Source organism: Planctomycetia bacterium, assembly GCA_034440135.1.
Taxonomy (GTDB): Bacteria; Planctomycetota; Planctomycetia; order Pirellulales; family JALHLM01; genus JALHLM01.
Genome location: JAWXBP010000064.1, coordinates 1 through 14773, shown reverse-complemented (window position 1 = coordinate 14773; position 14773 = coordinate 1). Strand labels below are relative to the sequence as shown.

Genomic DNA, 14773 nt, shown 5'->3' with positions numbered 1-14773 from the left:
CTTGCGGTGGCCATTTGAAGGCAGATCGCCTAGCCGACGTCCCTTTGGCACTTCCAGCGCAATCCAATACTCGACAAGACTTTCGTGCCTTTCGTGTTTCCTTCCGGATGCCCGGAAAAAGTTGTGTAGATACCAATGGTCTCCTGACCGTGCCACGGCGGAGCGGGTGATATCCGGAACTGGAGACCTGCGGTCGGGCCGGTGGCACGGTCGGGAGACCGTGCCACAACATGGGGCCGTGCCACAACATGGGGCAGCTTAGGTTGAATCCGCCATGATAGGGGCGAACTAAAGGTGTCGCAATCGGCCGCGACGCGGGGTGGTGTCCGATTTGGAATCTACTCGCCCTTGGTTATTTGGATCACCATAGAGAAGAACGCAACGGTCGCAGCCACTGAAAAGAGAATGCCGAGATACCACTCTGGCGATGGCCTCAAAAGCGAGTATGCAGCAATTCCCACCTGTATGAGGCCAAAGGCGCAGGTGATTGCAATCAGTCGCTTGTCTTTTTTCAGCGGCCTTGGATTGCTGCCATGAGCTAGAGGCGACTTGTACGGGTTGTCGTCCATCCCGCCGATTCTACACTCCCGCGCATAGGGAGCGGCGGTCAAATCGCCACATCGACCAGCCAGCGGGATTCATCTAACTGCACGACGTCGATGCGCACGCTGGGGAGAAATGCTTGGATCGTGTTGATGTTGGTGCGTAGGTGGGAGGTTGGTTCCAGGGTGACGAACGCGCCGCCGGCGCCGATGGCCAAGGGGAGTAGTAGTTGATCGGCCAGGTGTTGGCCGACGGCGGCCGTGGTGTCGAGGTAGCGCCGGGCGTCGGCGGCGGCGTAGGCGGCTACGTCCTCGGCGGGGAGGCCTTTGCGGCCGAAGCCGGTGGCGATCTCGGTGACGTGCTCGCTTTCCACGGCGACGCAGACAAAGTTACCGGGGCCTTCCGATTCATCGCGCCGCTGCGCGGTCAAGAACGCCGGCTTGAGTTGCAGCCGTTGGCCGATCACGTGCAGTTCTCGTTGTGCGACGTGGGCGGGCAAGTGGGAAACGACCGCCGTGGCCGAGACGCGGCGCAATTCGCCGCGCTCCAGTAGATCGAGGCGTTCCCATTTCTCGACCGGTTCGACGCGTAGCTCGATCTCGCCGCCCCCTTCCGGGTAGTAACCGGGCCGGACGAGGGTCGCTTCGGCATGCGCGCCCAGTCGCGCGGCCAAGGGGAGGAAGGACTGGGAGAAGAACTCGAACGGCGGCGCGAATTCATTATGCGTGCCGCCGATGACTCGCACCCAGGAGCCGCCGTCGGCCAGCAAGAGGGCCGGCAGGACGGTTTGCAGGACCAGGGTCGCGGAGCCGGCCGAGCCGATATCGAATTCGAACTCGTCATGCATAATCCGGCCGGGCTGGAACCATAGTTCCGTGGAGCCAAGGTGGGCCCCGTCGAGCATCGCCTTCGAGACCTTGGCGGCCGCGAAGACGGCGGCCAGGTGCTGCCGTTGCAGGCCCGGCCGGCTGCGCCCTGCACGGACGTTTTCCAGCCGTAGGGATTGCCCGGTGATCATCGAGAGAGCGAGCGCGGAGCGGAGAATCTGCCCGCCTCCCTCGCCCGCCGCACCGTCCAGCACGAGCCATTCGTCGTCCATCATGCTCCGCCACCGCCGGTTTCGCGGCCGGCCCCAACCTGCCGCGTCTAGGAACTGATCTTGCCTCGGGGGAACGGGCAGGTTACCACGTTTGCGAGCCGTTGGGCAGCTTTCCGTAGCAATACTAGGCTCTGCTTGATAACACAGAAGGGGTGCCAATGGCGGCTCGTCCGCCAGTGTCTGGCAGTGTCAGCTCTGGCACTGGCGGACGAGCCGCCAGTGGCACCCAGGCGCCGAGTGCTTTCTCAGGCAGAGTCTAGTGTCGACAACTCGCATTGAGCGTTCTTGAGCGAATCCACCATTTCGAACCAGTCCGAGTCGCAGCAACTGCTGCGGGCTTGCGCGGCTGCGCAGTGGCGGGGGGGAACGGGCTTCGACGCAGCTTCGCTTGACGGTTCCAAGCCGGCGCTTATCAAGCGGGGCGATCGCCGGGCGATTTATCGAGTCGATCTTTCGCATGGGCCGGTGTTCATCAAACATCGGACGGCGCGCTGGTTTTCGGCGTGGCTGGATCGTTTGCGCGGAGCGGCCTCGCGACGCGAATACTTGCAAGCGCTCGAAGCGGAACGGCGCGGCGTGCCGACGGTGCAGGCGCTGGCCTACGCGACCGATGCGGGCGAGGGGGCGTCTCGTGAACAATTGCTGGTCACGGCCGCGCTACCAGGGGCATGCCAGTTGGATGTGTTTATTGAAGAGCATCGCCTCGGGCTTGCTGTTGGAACATTGCGCCGGCGGGCGCTCGTCGAGGCGTTGGCGAAGCTCTGCGCCGCCGCCCATGAAGCGGGACTGGAGCATGACGACTTGCATGCTGGTAATATCCTCGTGGTTTGGCCGGCAGCGCAGTTGCGCCCGGCGTTGCATCTGATCGACCTGGACAAGGCGCGATTCCATCACGCGCTTAGTTGGCGGGCCGCGCGCCGGAACCTCGCGATGCTCTTCTGCGGGCTGCATCACGTGGCGAATGAGCGGGACCTGCGGCGGTTCTGGCACGTGTACTTGAAACAGCGTCATGGGCTGCGCGTCGATCGTCGCGAGGCCGCGAAACAGATTCTGACCAGCGGAATGCGCCGCGTCGCGCAGGTGCTGCGCGATCGCGATCGCCGCGCGCTGCGGAACAACCGGCAGTTCACGGTGGTGCGGACCGCCGCTGGCGTGGCACTCGGCTTGGCTGAGGATGGCAACGCGAAGTTAGCTGAATGGTTGGCGATGGCCCAACAACTCATTGCGCAGCCCGGCGCCGAGGCGCTCAAGCTGAGCTTCGGCGGCCTCGTGCTCAAGTCCAGTTTGCCGGGCTCGCCTGCGGAAGCAATCGTGTTGAAGCGGTTCCGTCCCAAAGGTTGGCTGAAGCGACTTGTCGCGCCGTTTCGACCAAGCCGCGCGCGGATCAACTGGGTGCGCGGGCATGCACTTTTGGCGCGAGGCATTGCCACGGCCACGCCGCGCTGCGTGCTGGAGCCTTGGCCCGCGGCGCTCGGTGGCGAATCGTATCTGGCCACGGAGTGGATCGCCGGCGCGAGGAATCTGCACCTGTACCTCTGGGACCTGGCGAAGCGGCCCGAGGAAGAACAACGTGCGGCGCTTCGCCACGACGCGGAATCGCTTGGCGCGCTGCTGGGTAAAATGCATTTCTATCAGGTGGCGCATCGCGATCTGAAAGCTGGCAATCTCACCGCGGCCGAGTCGCAGGGAACGACCTGCTGGTATCTACTTGATCTCGACGGTGTGCGCTTGCGCCGCAGTATCCGTTTCGCGGAACGCGCCGCCAACCTGGCTCGCCTGGCGGTCAGCGCGGAGATTCATCCGTTGATCTCGCGCGCGGATCGCTGGCGATTCTTGAAGGCCTACGCGCAAGCCGCGGGGCAGCGCGACGACCTGCGCGTATTGTGGCGCGCCGTTGCCAAGGAATGTCGGCGGCATGTCGAACGGCTGGAATCGCGGGGGAGCATTGTCGCGTGAACGAGGATTCTAAGCGTCGACCTATCGCGAGCCGCCGCTGGCGGATTTCTCAGAAATTGGCGTCGCACCTGGCCGAACGGGGGATCGCGCCGAACGCAATTTCGATCGCTGGAATGGCATGTGGGCTGCTTGCCGGCTGCTTGTTCGCGGCGACATCCAGGAATTTGGCACTCGCGCCCTGGTTCTGGCTGCTGGGCGCGGTGCTTGTGCAACTGCGCCTCGTCGCCAATATGCTCGACGGGATGGTCGCAATGCTAACGCACACCTCCTCACCCGTTGGCGAGCTTTACAACGAGGTCCCCGATCGGATCTCGGATACGGCGATCTTCGTAGGACTTGGCTATGCCGTCGGCGGTGCGCCGACCCTGGGTTTTGCGGCCGCTCTTGCCGCCATGCTGACTGCCTACGCGCGAACTACTTGCGTCGCAGCTGGCGCGCCGGCGAATTTCTGCGGCCCGATGGCCAAACAGCATCGCATGGTCGCCGTGACCTGCCTCGCGCTTGCTTCGCTCGTCGTGCCGGCCGACAATGGGCTGTGGCAATACGTGAGTCATGCCTTCACACCGACGAACCTGGCACTGTCGATCATTATCGTTGGCAGTGTTATCACAGCAGTCCGACGTTTGACCGCTAGCGCTCGTCACCTGGGACGAGGCGGCACACGAAACGAATAAAGCTTGGAGCATCGCGGGCGATGCTCCAAGCTTGTGACAGCTCGATGGTTCGAGACGTAGCAATCACCCTTCCATGGGCGCGTTCAATCCGCCGGTGAACCTTTCGTCCTCGGCGGCGTGTCCCGTCAGCACTTGGGCCTTGTATCCGCCGCGGGATTGGAAGTAGACGATCAGGCCGATGTAGCACCCGAACATGATCAGCGGCAGGACGGCAATCTTGCCGAGTGTCCCCTGTTGGGCCGCAGCAACCGTCTTATGAATTACCTTCTTTTCCGCTTCAGGCAGCTTCTCGACCTTGGCTTGATCGAGCGCCTTGTATGCGCCGAGGAGTCCAACTCGATCTACCATGACCTGGGAATGCAATTCGCTGTTCTGCGTCGTCATGATGCCATCGAACGCCCGATCTTGCAGAATTCCGATTGCGGGACCACCCAAGGTTCCAACCGCGAGCATTCCTACGCCAGCGATGGCATTCATCATCAACGCTCCCCCCTTGGGATATTGCTCGCTCACCACGCCGAGCGTCGTGGGCCAGAAGAACGTCTTGCCAAAGCCATAGAGCGTGGCGGCCAGAAACAGCGCGAACACCGCGGTTCCGGCGTTTGACAACCAGAGTAGTCCGGCGCAAGCGATCGCCGCGCTCAACGCCAGTAGTCCCAATGGCGAAGTGCGATGCACGATCGGTCCGGCGAAAAACCTCAACACGAACATGATCGCGGAAGTGTATACCAGAAACAATGTTCCCATACGGGGGCTTTCGAGCACCGTTCCCATGATGTCCGGAATCCAAGAGTCCGTGCCCAACTCCGTCGTTGCCAGCAGGAACATGACGAGCAGCAGGAACACGAACATCGGTCGGCCGAACGTCCTCACGACCAAGCCGAAAGCAACCGTAGGAACGAGCGCCAAGACGGCATAGAGGATCACCTTGGCCACGGCTTCCGGCATTGACTGTGCCGCCGAGTCGATGATTCCTTTCAATCCCAGCACCTCATGCAACGTGGTCTCGCGCACCACCATGATCTGGTCGATGCCGGCGACCAGCAGAAAGCAAACGATCCAGCAACTTGCCGTGCCGAATTCGCGAAGCATGTCCATGTAGGAAACGCCAGCCGCCACGCGTTCTTGCACTGGAAACTTCTGCCCAAACAATAGCACACCGTAAATGACGGTGGGAATCAGGACGAGTGCCATTTGCCATTGCCAGATTCGCCCCGGCAAGACGTCGGCAGGAACGTAGGATACCGCGATCGTCAGCAGGCCGCCAAATACCAAACCGCCCGGCCACCCCGCGTGGAGAATATTGAGCCAGTGCGTCTTATTCTTCTCATAGATGGTTGCGACAACCGGATTGATGACCGCTTCCACGATCCCGTTCGAGAGCGCAAAGACAAAGGTCGCGAAGTAGAGCATGTTGAAGCTCGTCGCGAAAATCGTCAGCAAAGCGGAGGTAAAGTGTCCCACGAACGCAATGGCCATCGCGGTCCCATATCCAATCCGATCGACCACGAGACTGAAGAGAATGATCGAAATCGCGAACGGATAGAGCCCCACGCCGTTGAGGTAGCCCTTTTGCTCATTGCTGAGGTCAAATTGCAATTGCCACTCGTTTAGAATGGTAGAGCGGACCATGAATCCAAACGCCGTCGCGATGAGCGAAAGGAAACACCCGAGAAAGAGCCGCTGTTGGTTCATGTACCGGAATCTCCGCCTGGGGGACGCTTGCGAATGCGAGCTGGGTGGGGCGCGCGGCCTGGGCGGTCGCGGCATTTGGGACCGAGTATACTAGCCCCACACGGGGAGTAAATAATCTCCGCAGCCTGATTTGCCGGTTTTTCCTCGATTCCCCCGTCTTCGCACAGTTAACTCGACAAACTCCGCTAACTTTTCCAATTCGCCCTGCTTTTGGCCGCTCCGCAGGCAGCCTTGACCCACGCGAACGATGCGACATACGATGCCGCCCGGCCGGATTGAGGCCGCCTGGCGTCCGGAGACTGGCACGTTGCTGCCTGCCGATAGCATTGCCGATCGCCGCCGCCGTTGGGCCTTGGCCGCCATCCTGTTGCTGGCGTTCGTCGTGCGATTGGCGGCGGCCAATTGGTGGCAGCACCGGCTGGGCGAGCGGTCGTTTGGCTTTGCCGATTCGGAAAGTTATTGGGCTTTGGGGCAACGCATCGCGCAGGGCAAGCCGTACGCGTTTGGTGAAGACAAAGTGTTCCGCACGCCGGGCTATCCGGTCGTGCTGAGCGCGCCGATTCGCATGTTTGGGGCAGGACTGGAAGGAATCTGGTTCGCCCGAATGGAAGCCGCTGTGCTGGGACTGCTGGCGGTAGGAGGAGTCTGGTGTTGGGCAAGGATGCTCTTCGACGATCGAACCGCGCTGGTGGCCGCCGGATTGGCGGCGATCTATCCTGGCGCGATTTCCACCTCGACGTTGATCCTCAGCGAGGCGCCGTTCTGCCCGTTGATGGTGGCGAACCTTGTCCTTTGGACCCGGGCGGAACGTGCCGGGACGACCGGCGGACGCTGGGGGGCGGCCTGCGCAGCCGGCATGCTGGCAGGGCTGGCGACATTGATGCGGCCGAGTTGGCTGCTGTTCGCGCCGTTCGCCTTGACGCTCGGCATGTTGCGCGGCGGCCCCTGGCGTCCGCGGCTGGAGTTAGCGGCGGCGATGCTGCTGGGGCTCGTGCTGGTGATGTCTCCCTGGTGGGTGCGCAATTGGCAAGTCGTCGGGCGGTTTGTACCGACGTCTCTGCAAGTCGGCGCGAGTCTCTACGACGGCTTGAATCCGAAGGCGACCGGCGCGAGCGAAATGAGCTTCGTCCCGGAATTCTCCGCGGCGGAGCGCGCGCAGCCTTCGGGCGATCCTGCAATTCCCTTCGAAGTGCGGCTCGATCGGCGAATGCGCGACGCTTCGGTCGACTGGGCGCAGGAACATCTCGGCCAAGTCGTTCGCTTGATGGGCGTCAAGTTCCTGCGGATGTGGAACGTGTGGCCGAACGAACCGTCGTTTTCCAGTTGGCCGCTGCGGGTCGCCATTCTGCTCAGCTATGGTCCGATCCTGGCGCTAGCCATCATCGGCGCGGTTCGCTACCTGCCCCGCGGCTGGCCGTACATCCTCTGCGTGCTGCCGGCCGTCTATTTCACCCTGTTGCATACGATCTTCGTCAGCTCCCTCCGCTACCGCGAACCGGCGATGTTCGGATTGATCGTCCTGGCAGCGGCGGTACTCAGCGAGGCGAGCCAACGCGGAACGCGGCAGCCGGAACGCGGAACTTAAGAGCAGCCACCACGATGCTCCTACCTAAGTACACCCGCAGAAAGTTTAACGTGGGGCGCCACTGGCGGCTTGTCCGCCAGTGCGGCCCTGGTCGCGCTTGCGGGCTCAACTCCAGCACTGGCGGACAAGCCGCCAGTGGCACCCATCGCTTGCGTTGTTCTGCCTGCGCACTTAGTTCCGAGTTTCCTACTCATCGCTCATTACTCCGTACTCCTCACTTCCTCCCCCTCGCCCTCCGATGAAGCTCCTGCGACGCATCATCCAATGGGTCGTCGTGCCGGTCGTGGTGATCGGGCTGATCGGGGCGTTGTATCTCGAAGGGCGCGTCGACGAGGAAATCCGCCACCAGGTCGAGCGCAAATTCGCCGAACACTACCGCGATCTTAAGGTGCGCGTCCATGCGGCGCGGCTGCTGCCGGGCGAAGGGATCGAAGTCCGCGGCCTGTCGATTTCGCTGCCAAACTCCAACGACGATCAAGGCGAGTTGTTGTACGTCGACGAGCTGTTCGTGCGTTGCAACACGGAGCTGGATCGGTTGGTGCAACAGGACCTGGGGATCCAGCACCTGGTGATCCGTCGCCCGATCATTCGCGCCACGCCGGACGCCGAGGGACATTGGAACGTGGCGAAGTTGTTGCCGTTGCCGAAATTCGGCGGGCAGCCCCCTTCCGGCGAATTCGAGCACGCGACAATTGAGCTGGCCGATCCGGAAAGCGGCGTTGGCCGCACAATGGTCGTGCGCGATTTGAATTTCAAATTTAGGCCGGAGCGGAACGCGCGCGACCCCTCGCGCTACGACTTCGTCGTCGACGGGCGTCTCGCCGCCGATTTCACGCGCAGCACCGCGTTTCAGGGTAAATTCGCCGCCGACGGTAAGTCGTGGCACATGCAAGGCAGCATCGCCGGGATGGAATTCTGCCCGGAGCTTTGCCAGGCGTTGCCCGGGATGTTGGCAAAGAAGTTTTTGCCGCTCGCGTCGATGCGGGCGCAAGTGAACGCCGAGTACCATCTAGCATATGACGCCGCGAAGCCGGAGCGTTGGAACTACGCCATCAGCGGGGCCGTGGCACAGGGGAGGATCGACGACGCGCGGTTGCCCTATCCGCTGACCGACTTAACCGCGGTGTTCGAGTGCGACAACCAAGGCTGCAGCGTGCATGAACTGACCGCGCGCAACGGGCCGACGACGCTGTCGCTGAGTATGGAACGTGTTGGCCATCAGCCCGGCGCGCCATGGACCTTGGTGGCCGAGAGCCGGCAGATGGTCCTCGATCAGCAACTGTTTCGCGCGCTGCCGCCAGCCTTCCGCGACGAATGGCGGAAGTTCCTGCCCGAGGGGAAGGTCGACGCGCGGCTACGATTGCACTTCGACGGCCAGACGTATCATCCGGACGTGACCGTGCAGTGTCTCGGGGTGTCGTTCTACTACCAGAAATTCCCGTATCGCTTGGAAGGCGCCACGGGGACGATCACTTTCAAGGACGAGCAACTGAAGGCGCGATTGACCGCGTACTCGGGGCGCCGCGAGTTGCGTATCGACGGCGAACTGCTGCACCCCGGTCCGCAAGGGACCGGCTGGTTGAAAGTGGTGGCGAACGACCTGCCGCTGGACGAAAAGTTGTTCGCGGCGCTCAATCCCGGCGCGCGGCAAGTGATCAAGGAACTTCGTCCTGACGGCACGATCGACCTGGATTTGTTGTTTCGCCGGGAGCCTGGAGGCGGGGCGGGTTTCCAACGCTCGATCAACGTCGTCTTCAACCGCTGCGCGGTCCGTTACCTGCACTTTCCCTATCCGATCCAAGATATTCGCGGACGGATGACGATCAACGACGACGAATGGAAGTTCGAGCAGCTCGAAGGCTCGAACGACACCGGCCGCGTTTATTGCCAGGGGCATTTCAGGCCGGTTGGCAATGGCGAGAAGGAATTATGGCTGGAGTTTGCGGCGGAGAACGTGCCGCTGGAAACCGAGCTACGCGACGCCCTGCGGCCGGCGATGCAACGCATTTGGAGCGACATGCGCCCGCAGGGAGCGATCGGCCTCAGCGCCAAAGTGCGCTATCTGACCCAGGGCAAACGCTTAGACGTCGCTGTGCGCGGCGAGGCCTCGCCGGATGAGACGTCCATGCCGGTATCGATCGAACCGGTCTACTTTCCGTATCGGCTGGAACGGCTCCAAGGCACATTTGACTACCACAACGGCCACGTCGACCTGACGAATTTGCGCGCGCGCCATGGCCAAACGACGGTCAGCGCCGGCGGCAAGTGCGATCTCGCTTTGGACGGCAGTTGGCAGCTCACGTTGTCGCCGCTGGTCGTCGACGGGATGCGACTCGATCGCGAACTGGTGCAAGCGTTGCCAGAGCGATTGGCGCAGGGCATCGATGAATTGAAGCCCGATGGCACCATGTCGCTGAGCGGTAAGTTGGGCTTCTCCGGCAGTGGGCTGCCGCAAGAACCACTCAAGACCGACTGGGACGTGCAACTCGACTTGCATCGCGTGGCGATGCAATGCGGCGTGTCGCTGGAAAACATTCATGGCGGCGTGCGGCTGTGGGGCGCGACCAATAAGGAAGAATTCCAGTCGCGGGGCGAGTTGAAGCTCGACAGCGTCACGTACGAAGATTTCCAGCTGACCGACGTCCGCGGGCCGCTGCTGATGGATGACAAAGGCGTGCTCCTCGGCCGCTGGGCGGAACGCGGCCAACCGGTGACGAATGCGCGGCGGATCACTGCCAACTGTTACGGCGGCAAGATCAGCGGCGACGCCTGGTCGACGCGCGGCGCGCCAAATCGCTTTCAAGTCTATGCGGAGCTCGCCGACGCCGATCTGCGCCGCATCACCGGCGAACGCTTCCCCGGCCGCCAAAACCTGCGCGGCCGCGTCGACGGGCAAGTCAATCTGCAAGGCGCCGGCCGCGGCTGGCACAATTTGAGCGGTCAGGGATCGTTGCAACTGCGTGAAGCCGACATTTACGAAATGCCGCAAATGGTGCAGTTGTTGAGTATCCTCAGGCTCAAGACGCCGTCGCAAACGGCATTCACCAACAGCGAGGTCGATTTCGAACTCGACGGCGGTCGCTACTATTTCAAGCGATTGCAATTCGTCGGCGACGCGCTCAGCCTGTACGGCCGCGGCGAGATGGATCTCGAACGGAACGTGACGGCGAACTTCTACACCATGGTCGGCGCGCATCGCATTCCCGGACTGAGCGATTTGATGGGCTCGGCGAGTCAACAAATCATGTTGGTCCGCGCGACCGGGCCGCTCGATCAACTGTCGATCACCAACGAAGTTTTTCCCGGCGTAAACGAGTTCCTGCAACAATTGCAATCCGACCTGCAAGTGCCGCTGGCCGGCGCGGCGACCACGGTGCCGGCCCCCGGCACCGGCGCGGCGCGGCGCGAAGGCGCGGAATCGTCCCGGCTATGGGGGTTGTTCCGATAAGTTGATTTGACACCTGTGCTCCGACACCTAGGCTTGAGAATCGAGCAGTCACAGTCGCCTTTCGCACCGCGAAAGGGCGCCCTTTCGCGGTGCGAAAGGCAACGATGGCGACACTTGTTTCAGCAGGAGGTGTGCCATGAGCGTAGGACCCATGGTTTCGGTCGCGGCATCGCTGGCGGGATCGTCGCTCGCGCAGTCGCGCGGGAGCGACGTCGAGCGCGCTCAGCAAGACAGCGTGCAACTGGAACGTCGCGTCGCCGGGGAATTGAAGGCCGAACAGGCCGCCGGCATCGGCGTCACAGATCAGGAACACGAAGCTTCGGACCGGGACGCCGACGGCCGACGGCTTTGGGAGGGCGCAGCACAGCCGAAGTCTGAACAGGAAAAAGCACAGGAACAGGCCGCCGCCCTGGAACGGAAATCCCGGGATGCGACCGGCGAATGCGGCACGCAACTCGATCTATCTGGATGACCAAGCGAACTCGCCATGCCCGTTGACACGATCACCTTGCCGCGCGACTCGAATCAGGCGCTCGGCCTGGGGCGATTCGCGCTGGACTTTCTGAATGGAAAACTTGGCGCGCCGGGCGAGCTGGCGCGCCGGGACGTGGAGCGATTCCATCTCGACAGCGTGGCTTGCGCCGTCTCGGCGCTCGCCTTGAGAACCAATGCGCCAAACGTGTTACGGGACGAGGCGCTGGAATATCGCGTCGCCGACGGTCAGCCCGGCGCCAGTTGCTTTGGTTCCCATACGCGCGTGCAGCCGGAAAAGGCGATCGCCGCGAACTGCGCGGCGGCGCGTGAATGGGACTCGAACGGCACGAACTTCGGTTACAACCCTCGGCTGGGTCACACCGCCGGTGAGTTCGGCCACAACGACTTCTATCCGGTCGTCGTCGCGGCGGCGCAACAGGTTTCGATCGACGGCGACCGCGCGGCGCTCGCGATGTTGCTGTTGGATGAAATTCGCGGCCGGCTGGCCGAAGTGTTCAGTTTGAAGGACCACAAGATCGACCATGTTGTGCATGGCGCGATCGCCTCGGCCGCGGTCTACGGCGCGCTACTGGGCGCCACGCCGGAGCAGATTGAGTCAGCCATCGGATTACTGGTCGCGCATTACATTCCGTTCCGCGCAATCCGCGCCGGCAAGCAACTTTCCGATTCGAAGGGCGCTTCCGCGGCGTTGAGCACAGAAATGGCCATCGTCAGCATCCGCCGTGCGCTGCGCGGGTTCGTCGGGCCAGCCGATATTTTTCGCAACCCCGAGGCGATCTTCTGCTTGTTTGAGCCGCCGAAAGCAAAACAGGAAAGCCCTTTCGATCTAACCTTTGCCGTCGCCGGCGACGATTTCGCCGTGCGCGGGATGCATTTCAAGCTTGGCCTGTACGAACATCAATCCGCTGGAGCGATCCAAGGGTTGATCGATCTGTTGCAGCGTCATCCGGCGTTGCTGGCGGATGAAGCGAAAATCGAAAAACTGCGGATCAGAATCTATCAACCGGCCTTCGGCATTATCGGCGATCCCGCCAAACGCGACCCGCGCACGCGGCAAAGCGCGGATCACTCGATGGTCTATATCGTGGCCACGCTGCTGCGCAAAGCGCTGACGCTCCGTGCCGTCGGTTGGAAGGAATTGATGTTGATGCCAGCCGACTACGCCGACGCGGCGCTCGTGGATCCGCTCACCCGACGGCTGATCGATCGGATCGAGTTCGCGCACGGCGGGCCGGAATTCGACGCCAAGTACCCGGACGGCATTCCGACGTCGCTCGAAATCGAGCATACGGATCTAGGGCGCCTATCCAGCGGCCTTGTCATGTATCCCGCCGGCCACGCGCGTTATCCAGGCGACGACCTGGAACAACTGCTCAGCCACAAGTTTCAACTGCTGGCCAGCCTGGGCGTCGTTGACCCGAAGTCGCTCTACGAACGCTGCCACCGCCTGCGCGGAAAATCGCCGGAAGCGATGGCGGAGCTCTACGAGTTCGAGATCAAGTGATGAAATGTCGAATATCGAAGCTCGAATGTCGAATGACAGCCTTTCGTCATTCCGTCATTCGGATTTGATTCGACATTCCCACTTACGGTGCGTCGTCGGAGAGTTTGCGGATTTCGTCGCGGAGCCGGGCTGCTTCTTCGAAGGCTTCTTGCGAGATGGCTTGGTCCAACTCTTTTTGCAGGGCTTGCATGCGTTCCGCGCTGGGATCGGGTTCGGCGCCCGGCGCGTGTTGCGCGGCGACGTGGGCGTACAGCTTTTCGAGCTGCACCAACTCGGCGCACTGATCGGCCTGCTCCGTTTGACCGTACTCGTCGAGATAGGCGCGAATGCTGTCGATGCCGACCTGCAATGCCCGGAGCGCCGCTTCGTGCTGGCCCAGTCGGACCAGCGGCGTGGCGACCGCCCGGGCGTGCATCATGGTCACGTACGGGCGCCATTGATCGAAGGCGAGCTTGTCGCGTTCGTAGCGGGCATGATCATGGACGAAGCGAAACAACCGGAGGTTGCGGGCCGTGTCGCGGGCGCAGAGTTCGAACATCTCCAAATGCCAGAAGCTCAAGTAGCGATGGTAATACTGCACCCCCTCCCGCTGGAGGAAGGCGCAATCGTCGCTGCTGAGCTGGAACGCGGCGCTATCCGGGTGGGCGGCGTCGTGGTCCTTCTGCCGCTGGAGGAAATGGTCCAGCCAGGACTCGCTCCCCTCGGGCCGCAGGCCGTCCGGGCGGCCGTCCATTTCCAGTTGGAGCACCCCCAGATCGAGCCGTACCTGAATGCGGCTTTTGCCGTCGTCGCCAGCGACCACGCGGACCGACAATTCGTCGGGGTCATATGGCCAGGACGACAAGATGTGGGAAATATCCAACGACACGCGAGGCTATGACTGATTCACAAGGTGGTACGGCAGGCCGGAAACGCTGATTCCAGAATAGCATCGCCGGGCCGAAGCGGCAGTCCCCAACCGCTGCGACGAATTTGGGACTTCCCCGCTTGCGCATTGTTAACGCCTGTCCGTCCGGTTGCTTGAAAGTGCGGGTGGCTGGGGTCGAGGGTACTCGCTCGCCCCCGGCGCGCTAGACCTGGGGGCGAATGAGTACATTCGACCCCAGCCACCCAACAGCCTAAGTGGCGCCAACTTCTGGCTTTGCCGGAACACCAGCCCGACGCGCAAGCGAGCGAACGGTGACGTCGAACTGGGCGCTCGCGCACGAAGAAGGGCGAGCTGCGTCAAGACGCAACTCGCCCGCTCTTGCTCTGCTCTGTTACTCGTCTTACTTGTCAACGGTCAGGCCGGCCGCTTCGGTGAAGCGATCGAAGGCGGCGCGGAACGTCGTGTAGGTGATCGTCTGGACGACGTCGCGCGGACCCGCCAGTTTGACGGCTTCGGCCGCTTGCTCGTCGGTCAGCACCACCGGCGACGCGGCCAGGTTCTTGGCGAACGTCAACAGGGCTTGATCTTTGGCTTCCAGCGTCTGCTGATCGCCGTCGAGGGCCGCGATCTGCTCGTCGGTTTGGCCGAGCGATTTCAGGCGACCGTACGCATCGCCCATGGCGTACCAGGCGCGATCTTGGCGGGCGACGACCCAACTCATCTGGGCCTTGAGCAGCGGGCTGAGATCGCCTTTGTCCTCCGAACTGCGAATGCTGGCGACGGTGCGTTGTCCGGCGATCGGGAAGTTCGCCAGCAAGCGCATCCATTGCGGGATCGCGCCTTCCGGAGCGGATTCGCCGCGAATTTCTCGGGCCTCGTCTTCGTCGACCAACGGCAACCTGGGTT

11 protein-coding genes are annotated in these 14773 nt (G+C 62.5%); 6 read left to right on the top strand and 5 right to left on the bottom strand.

The window, feature by feature from the left end:
• Window positions 1–338: 338 nt before the first annotated feature.
• Together SGJ19_03700 and rtcA are read right to left on the bottom strand one after the other, a co-directional pair.
• Window positions 339–569, bottom strand: a complete 231-nt coding sequence (locus tag SGJ19_03700) for a hypothetical protein (GenBank protein MDZ4779339.1) — start codon at window positions 567–569, stop codon at window positions 339–341.
• A 38-nt stretch (window positions 570–607) separates the two neighbouring features.
• Window positions 608–1645 (bottom strand): RNA 3'-terminal phosphate cyclase, encoded by a 1038-nt coding sequence (rtcA, locus tag SGJ19_03695; GenBank protein ID MDZ4779338.1) that lies wholly within the window; start codon window positions 1643–1645, stop codon window positions 608–610.
• A 282-nt stretch (window positions 1646–1927) separates the two neighbouring features.
• On the opposite strand from rtcA, the gene SGJ19_03690 reads away from it, so the two are divergent.
• Complete coding sequence (locus SGJ19_03690; protein ID MDZ4779337.1) at window positions 1928–3598, top strand: lipopolysaccharide kinase InaA family protein; 1671 nt, start codon at window positions 1928–1930, stop codon at window positions 3596–3598.
• Window positions 3547–4272, top strand: a complete 726-nt coding sequence (locus SGJ19_03685; protein ID MDZ4779336.1) for a CDP-alcohol phosphatidyltransferase family protein — start codon at window positions 3547–3549, stop codon at window positions 4270–4272. Before SGJ19_03690 ends, SGJ19_03685 begins: the two co-directional genes overlap by 52 nt.
• Before the next feature lie 63 nt (window positions 4273–4335).
• Here SGJ19_03685 and SGJ19_03680 read toward each other — a convergent pair whose 3' ends face one another.
• On the bottom strand, window positions 4336–5967 hold the full coding sequence (locus SGJ19_03680; GenBank protein MDZ4779335.1) for an MFS transporter: 1632 nt from the start codon (window positions 5965–5967) through the stop codon (window positions 4336–4338).
• A gap of 247 nt (window positions 5968–6214) precedes the next feature.
• Between SGJ19_03680 and SGJ19_03675 the strand changes: the two genes are divergently transcribed.
• The 4 genes from SGJ19_03675 (at window position 6215) to SGJ19_03660 (ending at window position 12999) form a co-directional block, all read left to right on the top strand.
• On the top strand, window positions 6215–7552 hold the full coding sequence (locus SGJ19_03675; protein ID MDZ4779334.1) for a glycosyltransferase family 39 protein: 1338 nt from the start codon (window positions 6215–6217) through the stop codon (window positions 7550–7552).
• Between the two features lie 238 nt (window positions 7553–7790).
• Window positions 7791–11000 carry an AsmA-like C-terminal region-containing protein gene (locus SGJ19_03670; protein MDZ4779333.1) on the top strand — a complete coding sequence of 1070 codons (3210 nt, stop codon included), beginning with the start codon at window positions 7791–7793 and terminating at the stop codon, window positions 10998–11000.
• Window positions 11001–11136: 136 nt separating this feature from the next.
• Window positions 11137–11472, top strand: a complete 336-nt coding sequence (locus tag SGJ19_03665) for a hypothetical protein (protein ID MDZ4779332.1) — start codon at window positions 11137–11139, stop codon at window positions 11470–11472.
• A gap of 15 nt (window positions 11473–11487) precedes the next feature.
• Window positions 11488–12999: an MmgE/PrpD family protein gene (locus tag SGJ19_03660; GenBank protein MDZ4779331.1), complete on the top strand. Its 1512-nt coding sequence runs from the start codon at window positions 11488–11490 to the stop codon at window positions 12997–12999.
• Between the two features lie 82 nt (window positions 13000–13081).
• Here the strand turns inward: SGJ19_03660 and SGJ19_03655 are convergent, their stop codons facing one another.
• Together SGJ19_03655 and SGJ19_03650 are read right to left on the bottom strand one after the other, a co-directional pair.
• The gene (locus SGJ19_03655) at window positions 13082–13843 is read right to left on the bottom strand and encodes a UvrB/UvrC motif-containing protein (GenBank protein MDZ4779330.1); all 762 of its coding nucleotides are present in this window, start codon (window positions 13841–13843) and stop codon (window positions 13082–13084) included.
• A gap of 424 nt (window positions 13844–14267) precedes the next feature.
• A partial coding sequence (locus tag SGJ19_03650; protein ID MDZ4779329.1) for a hypothetical protein occupies window positions 14268–14773 on the bottom strand: 506 nt, incomplete at its 5' end.